We start from the raw sequence: 24,218 nt of genomic DNA, 5'->3' as shown, positions 1-24,218 counted from the left end.
TACAAAATGGGATCGCAGAAAATGGCAGAGTTTCCTAAGAAGGCCAAAGTAGTCATTGTCGGGCTCGGCGGCATCGTTGGCGCGTCGGTCGTTCATCACCTGATTGAGCGTGGCTGGGACGATATCGTCGGTATCGATAAGTCCGGCATCCCCACCGATATTGGCTCCACAGCGCACGCATCCGATTTCTGCTATGCGACCAGTCATGATTTCCTGTCGTGCTGGACGACGCTCTACTCCATCGATTTCTACGAAAAGATGGGCCATTACGCCCGCGTCGGCGGTATTGAAGTCGCGCGTGTTGGCGACGATTCCCGCATGGAAGAGTTGAAGCGCAAGGTGGCTTCGGGCAAAGCCTTTGGCACACGCGCTCGCCTGATGGAACCATCGGAGGTCAAAGAGAAGTTCCCTCTTATTGAAGAGAGTCTCGTTCAGGGCGGCTTGTGGGATCCGGATGCAGGTCTTGTCATCCCTCGCTCACAAACAGTAGCAGGCAAGCTGATCGATCAGGCTGAAGCTGCAGGCAAACTGCAAAGCTTTGCCAACACCCCGGCGCAGTCGCTCATTGTTGAGAATGGTCGCATTAAGGGCGTCGTCACACATCGCGGTACGATTGAAGCCGATTACGTCGTCATCTGCGCTGGTCTTTGGGGCCGTATTATTGCTGAAATGGTCGGCGAAGACCTCCCGGTCATGCCAATTGACCATCCACTGACATTCTTTGGCCCTTACAATGAATTTGCCGGAACCGGCAAGGAAATCGGCTGGCCGCTTCTGCGCGATCAAGGCAATTCAGCTTATATGCGCGATACCGGCGACCCGAAGACTGCCGAAGGCGGTCAGATCGAATGGGGCTATTACGAGGAAACCAATCCGCGCCTCTGCCATCCACGTGATCTTCTTGAAAAGCATGAAGCGCGTCTGTCGCCATCACAGCGCGATCTCGATATGGAACAAGTTCTCGAACCGCTTGAACGCGCAATCGAGTTGACGCCGATCCTTGGAGAACTGGGCTATAATGAAAGCCACTCTTTCAATGGTTTCCTGCAGGTGACAACTGACGGCGGTCCATCTATGGGCGAAAGTCAGAAGGTGCGCGGCCTTTGGTATGCGGTTGCCATCTGGGTCAAGGACGGACCCGGCATGGGCAAGCTCATCGCCGATTGGATGACCGATGGCCGTACTTCCATCGATCATCATGCCATCGATTATTCGCGCTTCTATCCGCATCAGATGACCGAGCAATTCATCTGGGATCGCTGCACCGAAACCGCGATGAAGGTCTATAACCCAGCAGTCCATCCGCGAGAGCCATTCTCCAAGGGGCGTAATATTCGCCGCTCGCCATTCTATGAACGCGAGAAGGAACTTGGCGGCCATTTCATGGAGCTTGGCGGCTGGGAGCGTGCACACGGCTATGCTGCTAATGAACATCTACTGGAAAAATACGGCGACCGCATTCCGGTACGTGAAAACGAATGGGACAACCGCCATTTCTGGCGCGTTTCCAACGCCGAACATCTGGCTCTGAGCGACGATTGTGGCATCATCAATCTTTCACATTTCGCCATGTATGACATTGAAGGTCCAGATCATGTCGAACTGATGGAATGGCTATGTGCCGCAAAGATCGGCGGCGATGCCAATATCGGAAAAGGCATTTACACCCACTTCCTCGACGAGGAAGGTATGGTGCGTGCCGACTTCACTGCGATCCGCATGGCTGACCGTATCCGCATGATCAACGGCGCCGATGCTGGTCCGCGCGACTTCCATTACATGCGTCGCGTAGCCGAAGATAAAGGCTTTGATGTTACCATCACTGATGTAACGGAAAAATACGTCACCATCGGAATCTGGGGACCGAATGCCCGCGACAATCTCAAGAAGGTTGTCGAAAATCCTGAAGGTCTTGATCTCGAAAACTTCCCATTTGCGGCCATCAAGCCGATCCGCATTGCAGGCAAAGACGTAACCGCGTTCCGCATTTCCTATGTTGGCGAACAGGGCTGGGAATTGCATATGCGCTATGAGGACGGTCTTGCCATCTGGGACGCGCTGCGCTCCACCGGCGCGGTCGCCGTGGGCGTTGAAACCTATGCCAATACGCGCCGCATGGAAAAAAGCCTTCGACTTCAGAATGCAGACCTGCTCACCGAGTATAATTTGCTCGAAGCGGACCTCGCACGCCCAAAGGTCAAGGAAGCTGACTTCAGCGGTAAGGCCAAACACCTTGAATACAAGGCTCGCGAACATCAGCCAGCTATGCTCTGCACGCTGGTTATGAGCGAGAACGTCGATAAAAAGGGTGTGGCTCGCTACCCGGTCGGTATCCTGCCGGTTATGGACCCTGAAACCGGCGAAACACTGGTCGATGAACTTGGACGCCGTTCGTTCACCTCATCCATTGCTTACGGCCCGACCATCGGCAAGAACATCGCACTTGCTTATCTGCCTTGGTCCTATTGTCAGGAAGGCCGTAAGCTCGACGTGGAATATTTCGGCGAGACCTACCCCGTCGAAGTCGTGTCGATTGGCTACAAGCCGCTTTACGACCCAGAAAACCTCAAGCCGCGTAGTTGATAAAAAATCCGGGGCAATACCCCGGCTTTTTCAATTTCTTATGCCAATATCCGCTAAGTGGGACTCAGAGGATATTGGTTAAAGCATTTTCAGCAAAAGTGGGAACCGGCTTTGCGTTCGGAAATGCGTAAAAACGAATAGTTACAGCGGTTCCAACGATTCAATATTAACTGGAACCGCTGTAAGCGCGTGTGGCGATTGAACATTTTCAAGACCTGATGCGCCAGCGTCTCAGCGTCTTGGTATTACGATCAGCTTACTGGATAGTCACTTTGCCCCCGGAAATCGTAATCGTTTCGTCGCCCTTCAGCGCCTCACGATCACCATTCGGGAAGGTTACAAAGCAACCACCGCTGCAAAAATCTACTGTTTCGCCCGGTGCAACAAGCATTTCACGTTTGGAAGCGCCCTCGGTGACAACGATGGTCTGTGCTGAGCTGTCGTTATTGGCAACGGTCGCAGCATAAAGGCTCGGTATGGAGAACGAAATCGCGAGCATTGCACCAAATGCGACCTTGCCAGCATAATTGATCTGAGTTCTGTTCATATCGTTTCCCCTGCTCCGCTACACTTCGAACATTCGAGCCAGATATCGGCTTTATTGCTCCGAGACAGTGCGCCTGTCCCTTTTCACGATCATTTATAAAGCTTCAAAACTGAACTGCAACTGAACGACATGTTCATAAATTGCATCTGTTTATTCAGACCTTGTCATCGTGCTCTGGCTTATCAGCCTTTTCTGGCTCCGATGGCTTTTCCTTTCGCTTTTTTGCAGCGCCCGGGACATCTTTATTAACCAGCTCGGACAGTTTCTCTATTTCAGAAACTCCTAGCACCAGATCAGTGGAAGATGAAGCCAGCTGGATGCCTTCAGCATGGAATCGCTCAACAATCTGGAATCGCAACTCGTTTTTGATACCACCCGTCGATGTAATATCTGCAACATGCGCATAGACATCGAAGATCATCAGCGAGTCCGTCATGCTCTGAAAGGCTACGAACGGCTCCGGATTTTTTAGGATCGACGGATGGCTGCGGATAATTTCCAGCAGCAACGTGTGAACGCGACGTGGCTCGTCCGTATAGGCTGCCTGCACGTTGATATCGATACGTCCGAGCTTATTGCGAAGCGTCCAGTTACCGACGTTGCCATTGATAAGGGTTGAGTTAGGAACAACGATCGATTGCTTTTGGAACGTCTCCACTTCCGTCGCACGAACACTGATCTTTTTGACGATACCACTGACGGTTCCCGCTTCAACCCAGTCACCAACCTTGAACGGCCGCTCAGCCAGTAAGATCAGACCGGAAACAAAGTTCTGGACGATATTCTGAAGACCAAAACCGATACCAAGTGACAGACCACCAGCAATCAGTGCGAGGCTGGAAAGATTGAAGCCTGCCGCAGAAACGGCGACAAGAGCTGCAAGAACCAACCCGACATAGCCGATCACTGTGCGGATCGAATTGCGCACACCGGAGTCAACGCGCCCGCGTGCCATGACACTGTTGTCGAGCCAGTTCTGGAACCAGCGCGTCATCAGATAGACAAGGACGAAAAGTGCGATACCCGTGAGAATCCCCATCAGCGAGATGGAAATATTTCCGATCTGGAAGCCCGTCATCAGATTGTAGAAGGTGCTTTTCAGCTCTGACCACTGGAAACCGAACTGCATAAGCACAAGCGGTATACCGACCAATGCCACGACAAAATTGATGAGAATGCCAACCGCAAGCCCGATCTGGTCGAGAGTCGCTTCATCAAAATGAAAGCGATCGCGCATCACTCGCCCAATCGGGCTGGAAGCAAAAGCCTGCTCTTCCGAAATGGCACGTCCTGTAAGGAAACCGAGATACATGGTCACGAGGAAAGCGCCGGTTACGACAATCTGCTGCGCTGCAAAGCGGGCAAGACCGATAAAACCGAAACCCGCAGCGAAGATTGGCAGCAGGCCCAGGATAATCAGGAAAATCCGAAATGCCTTCGGCCAAGGGCGAACGCCCTCTTCACCGTTTCTCTCAATAGGCTTCAACAGTGCTATGATCAGTATCAAAACGCCAATTACCACAGTCGAAAGCAGGCTTTTTGCCATCGTCAGTGAAAGTGGCGAGGAAAGGATTTGATTGACCTTGCCAAAGAACGAGTCGAGCCCGTTGATCAGCGCCATACCAGTAATCAGCCAGACAAGAACCCGGCCCGGACGGGGGGCTACAGGAACCAGTCGCCACGCGGGTGTGTAGGGGCTGATACAGGCAAACGCGAGCCGGCTAATGAAGAAAACAATGCCGAGAACAATAAAGAGCGACTGTAAAAGTGCTGCTATATCAGGTCTTAAGACATTGAAGTAATTGAGAAAGAAATATGTTGTGGCGAGGAAAACACCAACCGCACCCGATGGGATAGCTGTTGACCAGAAAGCCACGGACAGGCGGCTCAGATAGGATGGCGCTTCAATTGTTGGATCGCGCTCATAGAGAGAACCAAGCATACGGCGCGCGCCAAGCTGGATGATCAATGCCGCGACGAATGCAAAAAAAGCCGCGGCAAGAAACGAGTTCAGCTTGAAGGTTGAAACGAAGCGCCACCATGATTTTACAATGCTCCACAGCGAAACCATCTGGTCGCCCGCAGCGGATGTAACTTCCGTACCAAGCGTCAGGTCGAGGCTGACCCGCTGAGAGAGTGTCTGAGCAAACAAATCACGGCGCATATTGCCGATTTTTGCCGACATCTGATTGACTGATAGCGATGCATCCTCGGTCTCGCCGATGACTGCATTGATTTCGGCTTTTTCAGCAGCCAAGCGCGCACGCTCTTCTGCAACAATGGTTGGCTCTGCTGGTTGATCACCCGAAGGAGCCGCACCCAATTGCTCAAGTCGCGTGTTAATTTCGGTCAGACGCGGACGAAATGCTACGCCTGCATCAAGCAGTTTCTTGGAAAGACCATCAAGCTGCAGCTTGAGATTGGCCAGCGTTTCATCGCTGGTGGATGACTTCTGCAACTGATCATTGATGGTTTTCGTCTGCTGCTTGAGATCGTTGATGATCGGCTTTTGCTGCTGCACCACGCTGGAGACTGGTGTGCTATTTGCAGTTGGCGCGGGGACGGCCGCTGCCGGAACAGGAGTTTCAGCGGGAGCCGACTGTTGAGCAGCAGGCTGAACCGGTTTCGGTTTGTTATCCTGAGCAAAAGAACCGTCCAGCCCCCCAAGCGACACAGCAAAAGCGGACAATGCAAATGCAATGGCGCGGAACGTCGGTAAATATGCCAATTTGAACTCTGCCAATTTCACGATCACTGTTTCAACATAAGGCTCGTTAAAGCGGAAGCAAGCCTTACAACATCCGCCTGAAAATCTAAATTTGTTTTATAGACGAACGAACGTTTCTGTTGGTGACCTCGGCCCTTGCTCACCTGCTAATTCACACCGTACCGCAAGCCGCCATTCAAAACGACGCACTGAACTCGACAAAAATAGATTCCAATTTCTGAATCGATGCTGTAGGTGTCAACGCTAAGTCCCGAGAAGAATACAAAATTTTTGAATCGGGCTTTGCATAAAATCGAATAACTAGAGTGGCTTAGACCGATGGAAAACCACTCTGGCACTGGCTAATTTCTGCGGAAAGACTGTAGAGGAAAGTCCGAGCGTTTTGATTAAGGGCACAAACAACAAGGATCAGCACACTGATCGTCATCGTCAGCATGGTTTCATGCTGTTCGTGACGTGCGTCCTGTCGTTTGCAGCTTTTATGTTTGCTGTGGACCTTTCTGCACTCGGTAATGAAGCCTCCCGCAATACGCCCAAAAGCATGGCCGCGCAGCAGGTTGCTGATGCACCTGCTATACCTGCTCGTCAACAATCGACGCCTGTACCGCAGCCAATGCGCGCCGTTCTTGCAGAGGCAATTGCAGCAAAAATCAAAGCAGCATATCCTGATGGAAATGGTGCAGGCCTATCGGTACTGCCGAGTGATCTTGCATTCTTCGACACAAAGCCTGTCGAGGCTGCAATCACAAACACGATTTTGAGACTTTCACGAGGCACACATGCTTCGGTTCGTGCACCACCCGTGAGTGCCTGAAAGATCGTCCTTGAGATTGGCATTGACCAGTCCTGAATCACTTACGAAAAAATGCGTTTTAAGCTTTTGTATTTAATACGAAATTTGAAGCGCTCAATATCCGGAATTTCAACTCATGCGTACTTCTAAATGGGTCGCTGTGCTTTATGGCCTGATCGTTTTGATCGGCGTCATTATCGCCTTGCCCAATTTCTTCACACAGCAGCACCTTGACGCGATGCCGTCCTGGTTCCCGAAACGACAAGTTACGTTGGGCCTCGATTTGCGTGGCGGCTCGTATCTCGTCCTTGAAGTGGATGCAGCTGGTCTCAAAAAAGATCGTATGCGAGCACTTCTTGACGACGCGCGCGGCAAGCTGCGTGCGGAACGCATTCAGCCGCAGTCGATCCGCGCCGTTGGTGATTCCGTCATTGTGACTATCCCTGACGCCGATCAGCGTGCAAAAGCTGACACTGCTCTCAAGACACTGATTTCGCAGGTTAATACGAGCGGTTTCGGCGCAGCGATCAACGATATCGATGTCGCGTCCAGCGACAATCAGATCCGCCTGACGCTGACACAGGCTGGCTTCAGCTATCGTCTTGATTCAGCGCTTCAGCAAAGCCTTGAAATCATCCGCCAGCGTGTGGATCAGGTTGGCGTTGCCGAACCTTCGATCCAGCGCGTGGGCTCTGACCGTATCGTCGTTCAGCTTCCAGGCCTTCAAGATCCGGCACAGCTTCGCCAGCTTCTCGGAAGCACGGCGAAAATGAGCTTCCACATGGTAGCGGACGCAAATCCGAATGATGCACCGCCGCCTGGCGTCAGCATTCTGCCGGATTCAAAAGATCCCAACATCAAATACCCGATTGAAGATCAGGTTGCCCTGTCCGGCGAGCGTCTGACCGATGCGCGTGCAGGATTTGATCAGCGTACCAACGAACCAATCGTTTCCTTCCGCTTCGACAGCCTTGGCGCACGTCAGTTTGCGGATATTACGACTAAGAACGTCAATCGGCCTTTTGCGATCGTTCTTGACGGCAAGGTGCTAAGCGCGCCGGTCATTCGTGAGCCAATCACGGGTGGTAACGGCCAGATCAGCGGTAGCTTCACAGTTCAGGACAGTGTTGTTCTCTCTGCACTCTTGCGCGCAGGCGCTCTACCCGCTCCACTTACCGTCATCGAAGAACGCACCGTTGGTCCCGACCTTGGTGGCGACGCCATCAAGATGGGTCTGATCACTGGTATTGCTGGCTTTATTCTGGTCGCAATCTTCATTCAGCTTCTTTATGGCGTTTGGGGCTTGATCGCCAATGTGGCGCTCCTGCTCCACACGCTGCTGACCTTTGCAGCATTGAGCCTTATCGGCGCGACGCTGACATTGCCCGGTATCGCCGGTATCATTTTGGGTATCGGAATCGCGGTTGACGCGAACATTCTTATTAACGAACGTATTCGGGAAGAAACGCGCAAAGGCCTTGGCGCGATGGCTGCCCTTGACCGAGGCTTCCATAGCGCTTTCGCAACAATCGTTGACTCCAACGTCACCTCGCTGATTTCGACATTGCTTCTCTTCATGTTCGGCACAGGTCCGGTACGCGGCTTCGCTGTCGCCATGATGCTCGGTATCGTGATTTCGATGTTCACCGACGTGACGCTGGTTCGTATGGCGATGGGGTGGTATGTCCGCCGTCGTAAACTCAAGGTGCTTCACATCGAGCCACTGGTAAAGATTGCACCTGAAAACCCAAACTTCCGCTTCATGAATGCGCGTTTCTTCGGTATCGGCGTCTCCATTGTCTTGTCGATTGCTTCGATCGTGCTCTTCTTCAAGCCGGGGCTGAATTACGGTATCGACTTCAAGGGCGGTATTCAGGCAGAAATCACCACCTCACAACCAGCCGATCTCGGGCAGTTGCGTGAAAAGCTCGGTGGACTTGGCCTTGGTGAAGTTGCCCTGCAATCTGCCGGCAGCCCGAATGATGTGTTGATCCGTATTCAACGTCAGGATGGCGGCGAAGAAGCGCAGACAGTCGCAGTCAACAAGATGCGCGACGCCGTCACTGAAATCGATCCAGGCGTGAAGATTGAGCGTACAGAAGTTGTGGGACCAAAGGTCTCCGGCGAACTGGCCCGTTCAGGCTTCATCGCGGTCGTGCTTTCGGCACTCGGTATGCTCATCTATCTTTGGTGGCGCTTCGAGTGGTTCTTCGCAGTGGGCGCGATTATCACATTGATTCTCGATACCACGAAGATGGTCGGTTTCTTCGCACTGCTTCAGCTTGACTTCAACCTGACAGCCATCGCAGCGCTTCTGACCGCTATCGGTTACTCGGTAAACGATAAGGTCGTGGTTTATGACCGCATGCGTGAAAACATGCGCCTTTATAAATCGAAGCCTCTGCGTGAAATCGTTGACATGAGTATCAATCAAGTTCTCATCCGTTGTATCTATACTTCGGTCGTGACGTTCCTGTGTCTCTTGCCAATGGCAATTTGGGGCGGCAGCGCCGTTCATAATTTTGCCGTGCCGATGCTGTTCGGTATTTTCATTGCAACGACGTCGTCGATCTTCATCGCCGCGCCGATCCTGCTGTTGCTGGGCAACTGGTGGCAGCATCGTCAGGAAGCGCACAAGGTGCTTGAAGACAACGCAGCTGCACAGAAATAACCTCATTGCCGGGCATGGTTTCGATCATGCCCGGCTCTCCATAAAAATTTATAAGACTGAAAACGGGAAGGCATCCCTATGCCCCATGACACGCCTTTGATTGCGACAATCGTCATTGGGTTATGTCTGGCCTTTATTTTCGGCACCATTGCCACCCGTCTTAAAATCTCCCCTCTTGTCGGCTATCTGCTTGCTGGCGTCATCGCTGGCCCGCACACGCCCGGTTTCGTTGCCGATCAGGAACTCATTCTCCAATTGGCTGAAATCGGCGTTATTTTGCTGATGTTCGGCGTTGGCCTGCATTTCTCTCTCAAAGACCTGCTCTCCGTCAAAGCGATTGCTGTTCCCGGCGCACTGGCGCAAATCGCAACAGCAGCAGCATTGGGTACCGCTCTCGGCCTTGCGCTAGGCTGGGATGTGAAAGCCGGACTGGTTTTTGGCATTGCACTCTCCACCGCGAGTACGGTGGTGCTTTTGCGCGCAATGCAGGATCTGCGTCTTATCGATACTGAGCGGGGGCGCATCGCCGTTGGTTGGCTCATCGTCGAAGATCTGGCCATGGTCATGGCGCTGGTTCTGCTACCTGCGCTTGCAAGTATCGGCGGCCAGACCAACCATGCCGCAGCAAGCGATCCAATCGCCGAATGGCTCGGCCTCGGCATTGGTGGCATCATTCTTTTCACTATCGCAAAGGTCGCCGTTTTTGTGGCTCTCATGCTGGTGGTGGGACGCAAAGTAATCCCATGGGTTTTGAACGTCATCGTGCAGACCGGCTCGCGCGAGCTTTTCCGACTGGGCGTTCTCGCGATTGCTCTCGGCGTCGCGTTCGGCGCGGCTCATCTTTTTGGCGTTTCCTTCGCACTTGGCGCATTTTTCGCAGGCATGGTGATGAGCGAGTCTGAGCTCAGTCATCGAGCTGCAGAAGAATCGCTGCCCTTGCGTGATGCTTTCGCGGTTCTGTTCTTCATTTCTGTGGGCATGTTGTTTGATCCGATGAGCCTCATTCGCGATCCCCTGCCCCTGATCGCAACACTCCTGATCATTCTGGTTGGCAAATCGGTAGCAGCATTCTTCATCGTCCGTGCATTTCGGCGACCGGTCGGCACTGCTCTGACCATTTCGGCAAGCCTCGCGCAGATCGGCGAATTCTCGTTCATCTTGGCGGGCCTTGGCGTCAGTCTCAACTTGCTGCCGCCCGAGGGTCGTGATTTGATCCTCGCTGGCGCGATCCTGTCCATCTTCCTCAATCCTGTCATGTTCATCGTTGCTGAACGTATGCGGCCGTGGATTGAGAAGCGTATGGGCAACGACATAACCTCGGCAGAATCGGGCGAAACAAACGTGGACGTATCTGAGCCTATGCCTTTGCCGCTGACAGGTTTGAAACACCACACAATTGTCGTCGGTTACGGCCAAATCGGCAAACGCGTGACTGCAAGTCTTCAGGAAAAGCACATTCCTTTCCTCGTGATCGAAGATTCGCCCAAGATTTATTTCAGATTGAAAGAAATCGGCATTGAAGCTATTGCGGGTAATGCCTCTGATGCAGGAATATGGGAAGCGGCGAATCCTCGGGAAGCGATCAATCTGGTGATTGCTATACCAAATGCATTTGAAGCGGGGCGTGCTACATCACTCGCTCGTGCGGCGAACCCAAGTCTACGCATCATTGTGCGTGCCTGTTCGCCAGCAGAAGCACAGTATCTGCACGATCTTGGTGCGGACTCCGTCATCCTTGGTGAAGCGGAAATCGCCGGAGCCATGGAGAGAGCGATTATAAATGGGAAGCGGAGCGAGAACGTTCAGGCACCTCGCACTTCGTCCGAAACTTTGGTTGAATTGAAGGGGATCGAACCGGAAGCAACCTGATGCAAAGACCGGGACGATCAATAAAGGGGAATTACATGCGAGTTGAAGTTGCGGTGATTGGTTAATGAAGTTCAAGGATTACATCTGGCCAGTAATAGGCATTCTAGCAGTCATTGTTTCAGCCTGGCTTCTTTATAGGGAGCTACGCAGCATTTCGCTTGAAGACGTTCTTGATAGTCTCTACGCGATCCGTGCACATCATTGGTTGCTGGCAACTGCAGCAGCCCTTCTCGCCTATAGTTCGCTAGCAGGTTACGATCGCATCGCACTTCTTCATCTACGTCGGAAAATATCCTGGCTCTTCATAGCCCTCTGCTCATTTACGACCTATGCATTATCGCACAATATCGGCGCATCGGTCGTATCCGGTGCTGTGGTTCGCTACCGCGCTTATTCCTCGCAAGGCATGCCCGGCAGTGAAATTGCTGTACTGATCGCCTTCTGCTCTTTCACATTCATCCTTGGCGTGATCATAACCTCTAGCATCGTCTTGCTATTGGAACCGCATATTCTCATGCGCTTCAATACAGACCTTACTCCGACGGTGTCGATTGTCATCGCGTTGCTGATGTTGACCTTTGTTCTGCTCTATGTATTCGGTAGCTGGTTGCAGCTGCGCCCATTGCAAATCGGTAAGTTTCGTCTTGAATATCCGCGCCTGCCTGTCGTCACCCAGCAGCTGATTGTCGCTCCACTAGAGCTCATTGGCGCTGCGGGTATCATCTATTTCGCACTTCCGGAAGCAGGAAATCCTGGTTTCCTGATCATTCTCGGCATCTTCCTGGTCTCGTTCTCAGCCGCCCTTATATCGCACGCTCCAGGCGGTCTAGGAGTACTGGAACTGGTATTCCTCACTGGCCTGCCTGATATGAATCCCGCCGATGTGCTGGCGGCGCTCATCGTCTTTCGTCTGCTCTATCTGCTCATTCCATTTGCCATGTCGCTGATCGTGGTTCTCATTTTCGAGAAGTCGCAATTCGTTCTCCGCTGGAATGACAAACAAAAGAAATAGAGCTTGAGAGGCGGGTATAATTTTCACTTACTCGCCTCTAATTGAATTAATATTCCTTAAATTGACGTTGAACTGCCCCTATCTTGGAAATTGCTTCGCATAACCTCCCAATGCACAGCACAAACAGCCTTATCTCAAGGCATTTCCAAGAGGAACTACGCATGCCTGCGACATTGATCATCCCCGGTTACAAGGGATCGGAAGCAGGCCACTGGCAGCGCCAATGGTTGCATGACGATCCGTCAGCAGTGCTTGTCGAACAAGACGACTGGCACTATCCTGTGCTATCCGACTGGATGCACGCGCTCGAGGCCAAACTCGCTGAGAACCCAGGCGCAGTTCTGGTCGCCCACAGTCTTGGTTGTATTCTGGTTTCCCATCTCGCAAGCCGCCCTGCGGCAGCGCATGTGGCTGGTGCACTTCTGGTCGCGCCAGCAGACGTTGAAACTATGGCCCGCAAAGACAGCCGCTTTGCAAGCTTCGCTCCCCTGCCACGTCATGAGCTGACTTTCCCATCGATTGTCGTTGCAAGCCGCAATGATAATTATATGAGCTTCGCCAAGGCGGAAGCGCTCGCTAATATCTGGGGTTCCGGGTTTGTTGATGTCGGCCATGCCGGACACATCAATGTGGAAAGCGGTTTCAGCCGTTGGCCGGAAGGCTCAATCCTCGCCTCATCGCTTCACCGCGAACCAATAAGACACACGCTCTCCCAAGCAGCGTGACCGCAAGCCGCCTGCTCTCGAAAAAGCAGGCGGTTTTATTTTTACAGCGGTTCCAGTTAATATTGAATCGTTGGAACCGCTGTAACTATTTGTTTTTACGCATTTCCGAACGCAAAACCGGTTCCCACTGTTGCTGGAAATGCTTTAACTGTGCTGCTTGCGTTCGAGCCAGATTTTCAGAACGAGCGTAAGAAGTGCAATGCCAGCCAGCGTTGAAGCAGCCGCAAAGGCTCCGGCGACATTATAGTCGTTGAACAGAAGTTCGACCTGCAACGGCAGTGTATTAGTTTTCCCGCGAATAGCACCCGATACGACCGACACAGCCCCAAACTCGCCCATCACTCGCGCATTGCAAAGCACGGCACCATAGAGCAGCGCCCATTTGATATTGGGCAATGTCACATAGAAAAATGTCTGCCACGCATTGGCACCAAGTGTAAGGGCAGCCTCTTCCTCGTCACTTCCTTGCACTTCCATCAACGGAATAAGTTCGCGCGCCACAAAAGGTGATGTCACGAACAGGCTCACCAGAAAAATCGCCGGAACCGTGAACATGATCTTCACATCATAGGATTCGAGCAGCGGCCCGAGCAGCCCCTGCGAACCGTAGAGAAAGAGGTAGGTCACGCCGGCAACGATCGGTGAGACAGAGAAAGGAATCTCGACGAAGGTGATCAGCAACCTGCGTCCGGGGAAGCGAAACTTCGTGACGAGCCATGCAACGCAAATACCGAAAGCCATATTGATCGGCACAACCACAATTGCCGTCAGAATAGTCAGCCAGACGGCATGCAGCGTATCAGGCTTGAGGATTTCGCCGAAAAATACACCTACGCCCTTGCTGAACGCGTAAGAGAAAATAAGCGCCAAGGGTGCGCCGATACAAATTATCGACAGAATGGTCGCAAGCCAGATCAGCAAGTTTCGCACTGGACCAGGCGCATTACGCGCCTGCAGGCTCGCACTAACGGTCTGCATAACGAAGCTGCCTTGCCTGAATAAGATTGGTCACGAGAAGCATGAAGAACGCCATCAACAACATCACTGAGGCCAGCGCTGCAGCGGCAGGATAATCATATTCGTCAAGCCGGATGAAAACGAGCAACGACGTTACTTCTGTTTCGAAGGGCAGATTACCAGAGATGAAAACAATCGATCCGAACTCGCCGAGACTGCGCGCAAATGACAGCGACGCTCCTGCGAGAAAGGCCGGGAAAATGGTCGGCCAGATGATGTGTGAAAATATCTGCCAAGGACTGGCGCCCAAACTGCGTGCGGCCTCTTCCACATCCGCACTCATGTCCTCCAGAACCGGCTGTACTGTGCGAATGACAAAGGGAATGCTGGTGAAAAACATGGCGATCATGATGCCGAGTGGCGCATAGGCGACCTTGATGCCCAATGGCTCCAGATAACGCCCGAACCAACCATTTGGAGCAAACAACGTCACCAGTGCCAAACCAGCAATAGCCGTGGGCAAAGCGAATGGCAAGTCAACCGCGGCATCGATCAGTCGCTTGCCCGGAAACTGATAGCGTGACAGCACCCATGCGAGCAGCAGTCCAAACAGACCGTTGAACACGGTGGCTACGGCGGCAGCACTAATTGTAATGCGATACGTTGCGAGTGCGCGATCCGATGTGACGATATTCCAGAAGTCGCTCCAGCCGAGGCTTGCAGTTTTAAGGATCATTGCCAGAAGCGGCAGGGCTACGATGATAGCCAGATAAAGCAAGGTGCAGCCAAGGGTCAATCCGAACCCCGGCAGCACCGAATTGCGTTTCATGCTCAGAAGCGACACTGGATTTTTCCAAAAGAAAGGCGAGAGCTGGGTGCCCTCGCCAGGTAGTCTTGTTTACTTAGCCGTGAAGAGCTGATCAAGCACGCCGCCCTCGGCAAAGTGATCTTTCTGCACTTTCTCCCAGCCACCGAAAGCATCTTCGACCGTTACGAGACGCACATCAGGATAAATATCCTTGTGCTTGGCAATCACATCCTTGTCGTGGACGCGATTGAAGTTCTGCGCAAGGATCTCCTGACCTTCCGGTGCATAGAGATAATTGAGATAAGCTTCCGCAATCTTGCGTGAGCCGCGCTTGTCGACAACCTTATCAACGACAGTGACTGGGAATTCAGCGAGTAGGCTGACTTCAGGCACAACGACATCATACTTGTCTTCGCCCAGAACCTTTTCGGTTCCACGTGTTTCGGCTTCAAAGGTTACGAGAACATCACCAATGCCGCGTTCGGCAAAGGTTGTCGTTGCACCACGACCGCCTGTATCAAACACAGGCACATTCTTGAAGATCTTTCCGATGAACTCGTGAACCTTTTCCTGGTCACCTTTGAAAGCTTCATTGGCGTAAGCAGTCGCAGCAAGATAGGTATAGCGTGCATTGCCCGAGGTCTTAGGGTTCGGGAAAATGACCTTCACATCGTCACGCGCGAGATCGTCCCAGTTCTTGATATTTTTCGGATTGCCTTCACGAACAAGAAAAGCCGGGAAAGAATAGTAAGGTGAAGAATTGTTCGGTAAACGCTTCTGCCAATCGGCAGGGATCAGATCGCCTTTATCATGCAGAACCTGAACGTCAGTCACCTGATTGAAGGTCACGACGTCGGCTTCCAGACCTTCGAGAATGGAACGTGCCTGCTTGGATGAACCGGCATGAGACTGATTAACAGTGAGGTCTTCGCCAGTCTTGGCCTTCCAGTCAACCACAAACGCTTTGTTGACTTGCTCGTAAAGTTCACGCGCAATGTCATAAGATACGTTAAGGATTTCCTTTGGCTCTTGCGCATGAACAGGGGCCGCACCCAGACCAAGCGCCACCGCCGCATATAGAATAATTTTCTTCATAGATTGCACCCTTCTCACTTTGCTTGCGCAAAGCGCCCATAAATCGATTTCAGCCAGAGCGCCCTGCGCCCTCTTGGGCGCACAAAAGATGCTCTAAGCCATTGAATCTGCGCATCGCGCTTTCCGAAAATCGATTCCGATTTTTGGGCTGACGCTGTAGGAAACAAATCTACAGAGAGAAGGCCAAGAATCAATCTAAATCATTGATTTAAATATATAAACTACTTTCACAACCATTCTTGGAAACCCCGCCTAATCACAAAATCAGCATGAGAAAAATTTTCCAACTAAAGCCCAATATAGGAAATAAAAACAATAAGGCCGGGAGCTTACACACCCGGCCTTCTAAACTTCTTTCAGATTTTAGCTTCTACCAGAAGCCGCGATGCTGCCAGCACCAAAGGAAATTTTGCTCACCACGCTCTAGACGGCTACGGCGCCGCTCTGCGATTTCTTCGGCGTTCAGCTTCATTCCCCGCCAAGGCTGTTCCAGATAAGCCGTGATGCGCAGCACAGTATCTTTAGCGCCGTGTACCAGCAATTGAAGTTTGCGGTTCATAAGAGCCTCCTGTTCGCGCCCGTTTCGCGATCATCATTTCAATGCTGCAATCTGAAGCCCAATTTGGGTCGCGCTTTCGCCGCAACAATGAACGATGTGTTAATTTTGAAGGCTTCTGCGATAAAGTCAATATCCGACTTATTTTATCGGAGTTAACAGGGTGAAATATTTTGCGAGTACCCGCGCAGATACCCGCAAAATTATTCCAAATTACACCTCGTAGTCGTCGACCGGCCTAATCCGAACTTTCTCGACATGTCGACCACTCATGGCCTCGATGTGAAACTCGAAACCGTCCGCCATGAAGCTTTCTCCACCCAAAGGCAGATGACCCAGATGCCAAAGGACATAGCCTGCAAGCGTCGTGTAGCGATCGCCGTCATCAACAAGATCCCGCTGCAGGATACTGCTCAGACGGCGAATATCGGTGAAGCCATCGACAAGATAGCCGCCCTGTCCATCTGATTCCGCAACAGCAGCTTCTTCGTCCTCATCAGGAAATTCGCCAGCGATTGCCTCAAGCACGTCTGTAGGCGTCACCACACCCTCGAAGGAGCCGTGCTCATCTACAACGATAGCAAGCTGCACGGGTGAAACACGAAGCTGTTCCATGACCCGCAGCACATTAGCGTTTTCATGTATGACCAGCGGTTGCTTGACGACGTTATCCCAATCAATCGGTTTCTTATCGCTCATATCGAGCAACAGATCCTTGACCGATGCTACGCCAATAAACTCATCGACCTGACGACGGGCAATAATGACGCGCGAATGCGAAAGCTTGCGGATCGCCTGATGAAGTTCTGCTTCATCTTCATCAAGATCAAGCCATTCGATTTCGTTTCGCGGCGACATAATCGAGCGCACAGGACGATCTGCAAGATCGAGAACGCCGCGGATCATTTCTTTTTCTTCCGGCAAGAAGACATCGCTGGCTGCGGTTTGCTGAGCAATCACATCAACCGTATCCGACAAAGGATTATCGCCACGATGACCACCCAGCAGACGCAACACAGCACCAGCGGTTCTTTCACGCAGATCGTTGGTGGTGACCAGTTTCTCACGATTCTTGCGCGCCATCTGGTTCGCAGCCTCAATCAGCACTGAGAAGCCGATAGCCGCGTAGAGATAGCCCTTTGGAATATGGAATCCGAAACCTTCAACGACGAGGCTGAAGCCGATCATCATCAGGAAGCCAAGACAGAGGATAACCACTGTCGGATGCTTGTTGACAAAGTCCATGAGCGGGCGGGATGCCAGCATCATTACTACGATAGCAATGATGACGGCAATCATCATGACCGGCAGATGTTGCACCATACCCACCGCTGTGATCACACTATCAAGCGAGAAGACAGCATCGAGTACGACGATCTGAACGATAACCTGCCAGAAGATTGCATGTGCGACGCGTGTGTTCTTATGTCCATGTGCACCCTCAAGGCGCTCATGCAACTCCATCGTACCCTTGGCGAGAAGGAACAGACCACCGACCAGCATAATGAGATCGCGGCCAGAGAACGAAAGCTCCATCACGGTGATCAGCGGTTCACGCAGCGTCACGATCCAGGAGATCGAAGCCAGCAATGCAAGGCGCATCAGCAAGGCCAGCGAAAGACCAATTATACGCGCACGATTACGCTGATGAGGTGGAAGTTTATCGGCCAGAATGGCGATAAAGACGAGATTGTCGATGCCGAGAACAATTTCTAGCACCACCAATGTCACGAGACCTATCCAGGCATTGGGGTCGGCAATCCAGTCCATGGACCAATCCATGATGTGTCGGCTCCTATAAAATCAGAGTGAAGAGGAAACAGAAAAAACGCCGCATGCGGTTCCCTCCCGAACCGTTGAAATACGGATCGGCCCAAAGAAACTGCAGACGGCGTGAGAAAGCTCAAAGCCTTTTAAGTCCGATGCTCCCATACAGGGAGCGGGACTTCGTGAAGACGAATCGTCAGAACTGTCGTCGGGCATAAAGCGCGATGAACCTTTTAAAGAGACACGAAACAGGCTCGCTGCCTGCTCCTAAATGCCATGTTGTCATATGGACATGTGATCGCTGCATTATGCAGACGCGCGGCTCGCGCGCAAGACCATATGCTATTCAGCTGGAGAAACATGCACGCCGCGTTTGCGCTCGCGACGCGGACGCCCCTTGAAAAAGCGCATGCCGATCACGGTTGCAACGATTGTCACAGCTGTAATGCCGATGACAAACCAGAACATGTGATCGCCATTCATTTTGGCAAAAACGCCGAAACCACGCCCAGCAAGCCAGCCTGGCAGGAACATGACCGGTGCCCAAACCATCGCGGAAAGTACGTTTGCAGTCTGGAAGCGTGTCTGGTCCATTGACATCATGCCCGCGACCATTGGCACGGTACACCGAACTGGTCCGAAAAAACGTCCAAGGAAGACTGCAGAAAAACCATAGCGCCTGAACAGCAGACGCGCACGCGCTACACCACTGCGGTGCTTGTTCAGTGGCCATTTATGAATGATGCTGCGGCCAAGCCACCAGCCGAGAAAATACGAAACAATGTCGCCTATAACAGCACCAACAATTGCACCGATGATGATCGGCCACGGCTCAACGATCCCGGCCCCCACCAAACCACCAATCGCGAGCATGATCGGGGTAGCTGGAATGAACATTCCGATAATAGCGAGAGACTCGCCGAAGGCAATAATGCCCACGATAGGACCCGCCCATACCCGATGATCGGAAATGAACTGCCCGAGATCGCTAATTATGCTTTCCATTCCGTCCTCAAAATGCCGCGAACCGAATTATGAAACCGCATCCCGACATCGGGGCGACTTCTGGTTTTCTGAAACGAGGTTAATCCGGTGCATGAACCCCTCGCCTGCCTGCGCGTCACAAACGCTTGCAACATTTTTACTCAATGGCAAAAATCATATTTGCTTATCAAGTCTTTTATATGCCGAAGCATCTCAGACAAGCATCAAAAATTGATGACATGACTGCGACATTTGCAGCGCAAATGATTAAGCTCAAACGAATAATGCCAATCCCCTCTCTTGCGTGGCCTGGACATGTCCTGATCGAGCTTTGCAAATATGGAAATTCGCAAGGCAGGTTACAACGTCGAACAAAGAAAAATGATTCAAAAACAGAATCATGGGTGATTTGATTCCTTTCAATCAACCATTCATCAGCAATTAAAACGATTAGCCGATACTTATGCTCGAAATGCGTGCAGAAGCTGTTTTCAGAAAACTGCGCATTTCTGGGCTTTTTGAAATCAGTCAAACTTTTTTTAGGTTTTTTTCGATTGAAGGCTAGACAGACATAAAAGCGGCCTTTATAGAACCGCTCACCTCACCGGGGCCGCTGCCTCGGAGAAGCGAGTGGGTGATTAGCTCAGTTGGTAGAGCAGCTGACTCTTAATCAGCGGGTCGTAGGTTCGATCCCTACATCACCCACCATTTTCTCCTTTCTTACAAAGAGTTACCGCTGATTACATGATGGCTGGACGATCCCGCCTTCACTTGTTGCACCGGCATTTAACGCTCTTTTTACTCCCAAATAACATCATTCATAAATAGCGACGGCCATGCATAATTAAGCATGGCGAAACCGGCACGGTGGGATTATGAGTTCCCCATGACCCCCAAAAGCCTTGGTTACACATTTACACTTGTTGCCGTCGCCATCTTCGCTGCGCAGGACGGCATCTCAAAGTATCTTGGATCACATTACTCGCCGATCTTTATCACGATGGTGCGGTACTGGGCTTTTGCCGTGTTCGTGATTTTGCTTGCCACACGGTCTGGGGGCATTGCCCGCGCAGCATCAACCAAGAAACCTGCATTGCAGATTTTCCGCGGCGTACTCCTCGCAACAGAAATTGTTGTCTTCGTATTTGGCCTCAGCAGGGTCGGCATGGCGATGGCGCAATCAATCTTCCAGGTTGGCCCTCTGCTCGTCACAATGCTCTCCGTGCCCTTCCTTGGCGAAAAAGTGGGTTGGCGTCGCTGGACCGCTATTGTCGTCGGACTGTTCGGCGTTCTGCTCATTATTGACCCGACGCACGTCTATTTCGACTGGAACCTGCTGTTCCCGCTAACTGCGACAACAATGTTTGCCATTTACGTCATCGCAACGCGTGCGGTCAGCAAATATGACAGTGCGATGACCAGCTTCTTCTATACGGGCATCGGTGGCGCGGTCGTTCTCACAGCCGTTGGTCTGTTTCATTTGGAATCGATTGCCCCGCACGATTGGCCGTGGATGGCAGCGCTCTGCGCCTGTGGTATTGCAAGCCATTACTGCCTCATTCGTGCCTACGACATTCTCGAAGCCGGTGAAGTACAACCGCTCACATATTTGCAGCTCGTTATCGGCGCTTTCATTGCTGTCCTTGTGTTCCAGGAGCAACTAACCTGGAATGTAGTCACTGGCGCGGGCATCGTTGTCGCTGCTGGCCTCTTCTCAATGTTCAGAGAAAGATACCTCGCAAAGAAGCCATCATAACATTACCGATTATTAATTGGCTTGTTCATATCAGGTTCACCTAATATGGCCGACATTACTCACACGCCAATTAGCGGCGCCCTTGTATAGAGTGATGGAGTCAAAACACTATGAAATCGAAGACATTGTATATTGCCGTAATTGCATCGGCATTGCTTTCAGCCCCTGCTTTCGCACAGGACAAATCGAGCGACAATACAGACAAGTCAGCGACGGATACTTCCATTACGCAAACCGATGGAGCCAAGGGCAAACGCGGCCCGATTGATCTTGAAAAGTTTTCTCGCATGGATGAATTGAAAGCCGCTGATACCAATGGCGACGGTGTACTCTCTCGCGATGAAATCGAAGCGCTTGCGCTTAAGCGCATGGTGAGCCGCGCTGCTGATCGTATGGAGCGCCGTCTCGACGTGAAAGGCGATGGTAAAATAACGCTGGAGGCGATTGAGAAGCAACGTCAGAAAGAATTCGCAGCACTCGATCGCAACGAAGACGGCAAACTTGATCGCCAAGAACTACGTGCTGGTAAGAAATTCCACCACAACGGTCCAAAGGGTCCGCACCACGGTGGTAAAGGCAAGATGGAACACCATCAGTCAAAGCCGCAAAACTAATACTTTTCATCACGAAAAAGCCCCGCATTGCGGGGCTTTTTTGTTAAGAGCGAATAACGCCCTTCTTAAAAATGATATTGCCATAGAGGCGCTTCTCGCCTGAGCGAATGACTGCATAGGCAGCACTCGCCCGGTCATAGAATGCGAAACGCTCAATCTGATCGACAGCAATCTTGCGTCCTTCAGCCTTCTCAATGACGGCTTCAAACTCACCGAAAATCGCAGGGGTTTCATTCGGCGCCGCCATCACAGCCGCTGGCTTGTCAACAAAGTCGTCGAGCGGCAGCAGTGAGAGCACAGCTTCTGCAACATCAGTCGCACTGATGCCCGGAAAGTCCAGCACCTGCACGCCAGAAGCCTGTGCAGGGTAATTGGCGTCAACAATAACCAAATCGTCGCCATGGCCCATATCGGCAAGCACTTCGAGAAGTGATCCGGTGAGCAATGGATTTATGTTTTTAAGCATTAGGTGAATCCGAATGATGGAGGTTGGACGCCGTCACCCTATAGCATCGATCTAAAAATCGGAATCGCTTTTTGGAAAAGCACGGTTCATTGATTTAAAACGATAGAGCGCCAATCTGATTCATTCAGATCGGCGCTCTAAAAGCGGCATTAGCGATTTAAAATCAAATAAGGGACAAACCCTTATTCGGCTTTCGCCTCGATATCGACCTTGTCGAGCATTGAGAGTGGATCCTGTGACGCAGCCACCATTTCCAACGCTCCAATACCCTTTTCGGACTTGGACTTGATTGTCAGTTCAAAAACATTCGGCTTCGCGATGAAAGTCGAGAATGCGGTGATCGCATCCTGAAGCTTCGGCTGATCGGCCGCAAGCTCCTGCAGAACGGCACTGGCGATCAGCGTCAGTGTACTGCGCGCTTCATCGACAGTCATATCGTTTTCATCGGCATAGAACTGAAGACCCTTGGCAATGATGCCCTGCTCTTCGATCTTCAGCTTAACTTCACGTGCCTTAAGGCCCAGAAGCGCAACCTGTGCCAGCACCTTGTCACCGGAGAAGAACTCCTTGGTGAAACCACCCATCAGACCGGACATGGACACCTTACCCATATCCTTACCGCTGACCGAAAGGTCTTTGATGACGAGGCTTTGGTTCGCTTCATCCCAATTGGCTTCCAGATTGGAAGAAATATTAACACGGTCATAGCCGAGCTTGCGCAGCTGCTGATACATTTCCTCGTGGCTGTTCGCAGGAACGGGCAAAGACATATCTTCATAAGCAACACGGATATCCGTAGGAATACCATTGAACGGCTTGTTCAAGGCCAGCTCATAGCTCTTCATACTGAACTTGATGCGCTCAGGCAGACCGCTAGCTGGCGGCGTTGCTGTTGTGTCCTGATCTTCATCAACATCAACGTCGTCGTTGGCGTTGCTGTCGCCCGGAAGATCGGCGTCGACACCCTTGACGACCATCGTGCCGAATTCAGGCAGCATCGTCGTAAACGGGAAATTTTCCATTTCCTCGTCGCTCAAGCCTGCAAACTTTGTCACTGCTTCTGCCGAAGGCGCCCAGTTGAAGCCCTTGAGCGAAAATTCGTCCAGCTTCACGAAGTCAGTGCCGTTACCAGCCGAGAAGCCGTTCAGCGACATGTCGAGCTTCTTATTATCGAAGGACATCGCCATCTTGTCGATTTTGCCTTCGCCCTTTTCCGGATCGCCCGGCTGGATCTTCATTCCGAGTAACTCGACATCGCCCTTGCCGATCGTGTCGAAGAGACCGATCAGACGCATGAAGAATTCTTTACGCTCTTCCTGCGAAAGAGACTCAATGTCCTTGGCTGCTTCCAGTTTCTGCAGTGTCTCGGTGAACGGCTCCGCAGGCAGGCGCATGGTAAAACCATTGCTGCGAACTTCATCATAGCTGAAGTTCGACTGCGAGCCCTTTACGACAATATTCTTTGCCGAGAAAGGACCATAAACAGGCTTGGCTTCCGTGTCGTTTGGACCAGCTTTTTCGGTATAAAGACGCGCTATGAACACGCCATCGATATCCTTGCCTTCGGAAGCACCGATTGTGCCAGCCATACGCTCTTCATTGATCGTACCATTTTCGTCAGGCAGCGAAAGGTCAAGATCGAAGGTCGCGCCGGTTGAAGAATAGCGCGCGACATGACCGTGAACGATGTCTTCCAGAGTGACATCCTTGTAAGACGTCTTCTGTTCCTTATCGTTCAGCATCTGAACAATGTTGATTTCCGGCACGGTCATACGCTTGGCCGAAACGCGTCCCACGCGCTCGGCGAGGTTCAGTTCGCCATTACCGAAGGTGTCGCGCAACATCTGGATATCGAAATTCGCATCGTCAACACGGACGCTAGGCAGCGAAATCTTGAACTGCGCGATCTGTGTATTGATGCCCTTGGCATCCAGCATGCCATTCAGAAACAGCACTTTTGGACGGCCTTCAATCGAAGCGATTGTTACATTGGCCCCGTCCTTCAGCGGCAGGACCACATCGGTCAGATGAATGCGACCGAGAAAGTCGGCAGAAACCGAAGCAGCCTTGCCACCACGTCTTTCAAGCTGAGCGTTGATAGTTTTCTCGAGGGTAATCTTATATCCGACCGCACCTGCTGCGGCGATGGCGATAACTGCTACAGCTGCCCAAAGCGCTTTGCGTCCGCCTTTGCGTTTTCCGCTCGTTGCCTGCTCCACGATTTCTCATCCTTTTAGCGCAATTTCAACGGTATCTAAGGATTGATTGGTTAATCACAAGAATTTGT

The 24,218-nt window shown here is 51.8% G+C and carries 18 protein-coding genes and 1 tRNA gene; 9 read left to right on the top strand and 10 right to left on the bottom strand.

Features of this window, described 5'->3' with window-relative positions:
* The first annotated feature begins 21 nt into the window (after positions 1-21).
* Positions 22-2,583, top strand: coding sequence for an FAD-dependent oxidoreductase (locus tag QBD00_RS02260; protein WP_318578554.1), 2,562 nt, complete (start codon positions 22-24; stop codon positions 2,581-2,583).
* Between the two features lie 256 nt (positions 2,584-2,839).
* Here QBD00_RS02260 and QBD00_RS02255 read toward each other — a convergent pair whose 3' ends face one another.
* Positions 2,840-3,130: a hypothetical protein gene (locus QBD00_RS02255; RefSeq protein ID WP_095446886.1), complete on the bottom strand. Its 291-nt coding sequence runs from the start codon at positions 3,128-3,130 to the stop codon at positions 2,840-2,842.
* 154 nt (positions 3,131-3,284) lie between these two features.
* The gene (locus tag QBD00_RS02250) at positions 3,285-5,858 is read right to left on the bottom strand and encodes a mechanosensitive ion channel family protein (protein WP_318578553.1); all 2,574 of its coding nucleotides are present in this window, start codon (positions 5,856-5,858) and stop codon (positions 3,285-3,287) included.
* Between the two features lie 442 nt (positions 5,859-6,300).
* On the opposite strand from QBD00_RS02250, the gene QBD00_RS02245 reads away from it, so the two are divergent.
* The 5 genes from QBD00_RS02245 to QBD00_RS02225 all read left to right on the top strand — a co-directional run bounded on the left by QBD00_RS02245 (position 6,301) and on the right by QBD00_RS02225 (position 12,928).
* Positions 6,301-6,672 (top strand): hypothetical protein, encoded by a 372-nt coding sequence (locus QBD00_RS02245; protein ID WP_318285352.1) that lies wholly within the window; start codon positions 6,301-6,303, stop codon positions 6,670-6,672.
* A 115-nt stretch (positions 6,673-6,787) separates the two neighbouring features.
* Positions 6,788-9,322, top strand: coding sequence for a protein translocase subunit SecD (gene secD / locus QBD00_RS02240; protein ID WP_095446889.1), 2,535 nt, complete (start codon positions 6,788-6,790; stop codon positions 9,320-9,322).
* A gap of 78 nt (positions 9,323-9,400) precedes the next feature.
* Positions 9,401-11,191, top strand: a complete 1,791-nt coding sequence (gene ybaL, locus QBD00_RS02235; protein ID WP_318578552.1) for a YbaL family putative K(+) efflux transporter — start codon at positions 9,401-9,403, stop codon at positions 11,189-11,191.
* Between the two features lie 64 nt (positions 11,192-11,255).
* The gene (locus QBD00_RS02230) at positions 11,256-12,203 is read left to right on the top strand and encodes a lysylphosphatidylglycerol synthase domain-containing protein (protein WP_095446891.1); all 948 of its coding nucleotides are present in this window, start codon (positions 11,256-11,258) and stop codon (positions 12,201-12,203) included.
* 161 nt (positions 12,204-12,364) lie between these two features.
* The gene (locus tag QBD00_RS02225; protein ID WP_095446892.1) at positions 12,365-12,928 is read left to right on the top strand and encodes an alpha/beta hydrolase; all 564 of its coding nucleotides are present in this window, start codon (positions 12,365-12,367) and stop codon (positions 12,926-12,928) included.
* A gap of 144 nt (positions 12,929-13,072) precedes the next feature.
* On the opposite strand, the gene cysW is transcribed toward QBD00_RS02225, so the two are convergent.
* The 6 genes from cysW to QBD00_RS02195 form a co-directional block, all read right to left on the bottom strand.
* Positions 13,073-13,906, bottom strand: coding sequence for a sulfate ABC transporter permease subunit CysW (gene cysW, locus QBD00_RS02220; protein ID WP_318578551.1), 834 nt, complete (start codon positions 13,904-13,906; stop codon positions 13,073-13,075).
* Positions 13,893-14,714, bottom strand: a complete 822-nt coding sequence (gene cysT, locus QBD00_RS02215; RefSeq protein WP_095447921.1) for a sulfate ABC transporter permease subunit CysT — start codon at positions 14,712-14,714, stop codon at positions 13,893-13,895. Before cysT ends, cysW begins: the two co-directional genes overlap by 14 nt.
* 69 nt (positions 14,715-14,783) lie before the next feature.
* Positions 14,784-15,788, bottom strand: coding sequence for a sulfate ABC transporter substrate-binding protein (locus QBD00_RS02210; RefSeq protein ID WP_318578550.1), 1,005 nt, complete (start codon positions 15,786-15,788; stop codon positions 14,784-14,786).
* A gap of 370 nt (positions 15,789-16,158) precedes the next feature.
* Positions 16,159-16,347: a hypothetical protein gene (locus tag QBD00_RS02205; protein WP_318578549.1), complete on the bottom strand. Its 189-nt coding sequence runs from the start codon at positions 16,345-16,347 to the stop codon at positions 16,159-16,161.
* 210 nt (positions 16,348-16,557) lie between these two features.
* Entirely contained in the window at positions 16,558-18,126 is a 1,569-nt protein-coding gene (locus QBD00_RS02200) for a TerC family protein (RefSeq protein ID WP_095446896.1), read from the bottom strand.
* 327 nt (positions 18,127-18,453) lie between these two features.
* The gene (locus QBD00_RS02195) at positions 18,454-19,116 is read right to left on the bottom strand and encodes a DedA family protein (protein ID WP_095446897.1); all 663 of its coding nucleotides are present in this window, start codon (positions 19,114-19,116) and stop codon (positions 18,454-18,456) included.
* Positions 19,117-19,727: 611 nt separating this feature from the next.
* Between QBD00_RS02195 and QBD00_RS02190 the strand changes: the two genes are divergently transcribed.
* From QBD00_RS02190 to QBD00_RS02180, 3 genes are all read left to right on the top strand, one after another.
* A tRNA-Lys gene (locus QBD00_RS02190) sits at positions 19,728-19,803 on the top strand.
* Between the two features lie 178 nt (positions 19,804-19,981).
* Positions 19,982-20,851 carry a DMT family transporter gene (locus tag QBD00_RS02185; protein ID WP_318578548.1) on the top strand — a complete coding sequence of 290 codons (870 nt, stop codon included), beginning with the start codon at positions 19,982-19,984 and terminating at the stop codon, positions 20,849-20,851.
* 110 nt (positions 20,852-20,961) lie between these two features.
* Entirely contained in the window at positions 20,962-21,465 is a 504-nt protein-coding gene (locus QBD00_RS02180; RefSeq protein WP_151093788.1) for an EF-hand domain-containing protein, read from the top strand.
* A 43-nt stretch (positions 21,466-21,508) separates the two neighbouring features.
* On the opposite strand, the gene QBD00_RS02175 is transcribed toward QBD00_RS02180, so the two are convergent.
* Together QBD00_RS02175 and QBD00_RS02170 are read right to left on the bottom strand one after the other, a co-directional pair.
* The gene (locus tag QBD00_RS02175; RefSeq protein ID WP_095446900.1) at positions 21,509-21,931 is read right to left on the bottom strand and encodes an RbsD/FucU family protein; all 423 of its coding nucleotides are present in this window, start codon (positions 21,929-21,931) and stop codon (positions 21,509-21,511) included.
* 182 nt (positions 21,932-22,113) lie between these two features.
* Positions 22,114-24,150: a hypothetical protein gene (locus tag QBD00_RS02170; RefSeq protein WP_191792995.1), complete on the bottom strand. Its 2,037-nt coding sequence runs from the start codon at positions 24,148-24,150 to the stop codon at positions 22,114-22,116.
* Positions 24,151-24,218 lie beyond the last annotated feature (68 nt).

This window comes from Ochrobactrum sp. AN78, assembly GCF_029909885.1.
GTDB classification, from domain to species: domain Bacteria; phylum Pseudomonadota; class Alphaproteobacteria; order Rhizobiales; family Rhizobiaceae; genus Brucella; species Brucella quorumnocens.
The sequence above is the reverse complement of the archived record's forward strand: the minus strand, read 5'-3'. Positions and strand labels throughout refer to the sequence as shown.

Excerpts from the sequence above, each read along its gene's own strand:
- QBD00_RS02185 (WP_318578548.1), top strand. The coding sequence starts at position 19,982 with ATGACCCCCAAAAGCCTTGGTTACACATTTACACTTGTTGCCGTCGCC.
- cysW (WP_318578551.1), bottom strand. The coding sequence starts at position 13,906 with ATGCAGACCGTTAGTGCGAGCCTGCAGGCGCGTAATGCGCCTGGTCCA.
- QBD00_RS02195 (WP_095446897.1), bottom strand. The coding sequence starts at position 19,116 with ATGGAAAGCATAATTAGCGATCTCGGGCAGTTCATTTCCGATCATCGG.
- QBD00_RS02180 (WP_151093788.1), top strand. The coding sequence starts at position 20,962 with ATGAAATCGAAGACATTGTATATTGCCGTAATTGCATCGGCATTGCTT.
- QBD00_RS02175 (WP_095446900.1), bottom strand. The coding sequence starts at position 21,931 with ATGCTTAAAAACATAAATCCATTGCTCACCGGATCACTTCTCGAAGTG.
- QBD00_RS02225 (WP_095446892.1), top strand. The coding sequence starts at position 12,365 with ATGCCTGCGACATTGATCATCCCCGGTTACAAGGGATCGGAAGCAGGC.
- QBD00_RS02210 (WP_318578550.1), bottom strand. The coding sequence starts at position 15,788 with ATGAAGAAAATTATTCTATATGCGGCGGTGGCGCTTGGTCTGGGTGCG.
- ybaL (WP_318578552.1), top strand. The coding sequence starts at position 9,401 with ATGCCCCATGACACGCCTTTGATTGCGACAATCGTCATTGGGTTATGT.
- secD (WP_095446889.1), top strand. The coding sequence starts at position 6,788 with ATGCGTACTTCTAAATGGGTCGCTGTGCTTTATGGCCTGATCGTTTTG.
- QBD00_RS02255 (WP_095446886.1), bottom strand. The coding sequence starts at position 3,130 with ATGAACAGAACTCAGATCAATTATGCTGGCAAGGTCGCATTTGGTGCA.
- QBD00_RS02260 (WP_318578554.1), top strand. The coding sequence starts at position 22 with ATGGCAGAGTTTCCTAAGAAGGCCAAAGTAGTCATTGTCGGGCTCGGC.
- QBD00_RS02230 (WP_095446891.1), top strand. The coding sequence starts at position 11,256 with ATGAAGTTCAAGGATTACATCTGGCCAGTAATAGGCATTCTAGCAGTC.
- QBD00_RS02245 (WP_318285352.1), top strand. The coding sequence starts at position 6,301 with ATGCTGTTCGTGACGTGCGTCCTGTCGTTTGCAGCTTTTATGTTTGCT.
- QBD00_RS02205 (WP_318578549.1), bottom strand. The coding sequence starts at position 16,347 with ATGAACCGCAAACTTCAATTGCTGGTACACGGCGCTAAAGATACTGTG.
- cysT (WP_095447921.1), bottom strand. The coding sequence starts at position 14,714 with ATGAAACGCAATTCGGTGCTGCCGGGGTTCGGATTGACCCTTGGCTGC.
- QBD00_RS02200 (WP_095446896.1), bottom strand. The coding sequence starts at position 18,126 with ATGGATTGGTCCATGGACTGGATTGCCGACCCCAATGCCTGGATAGGT.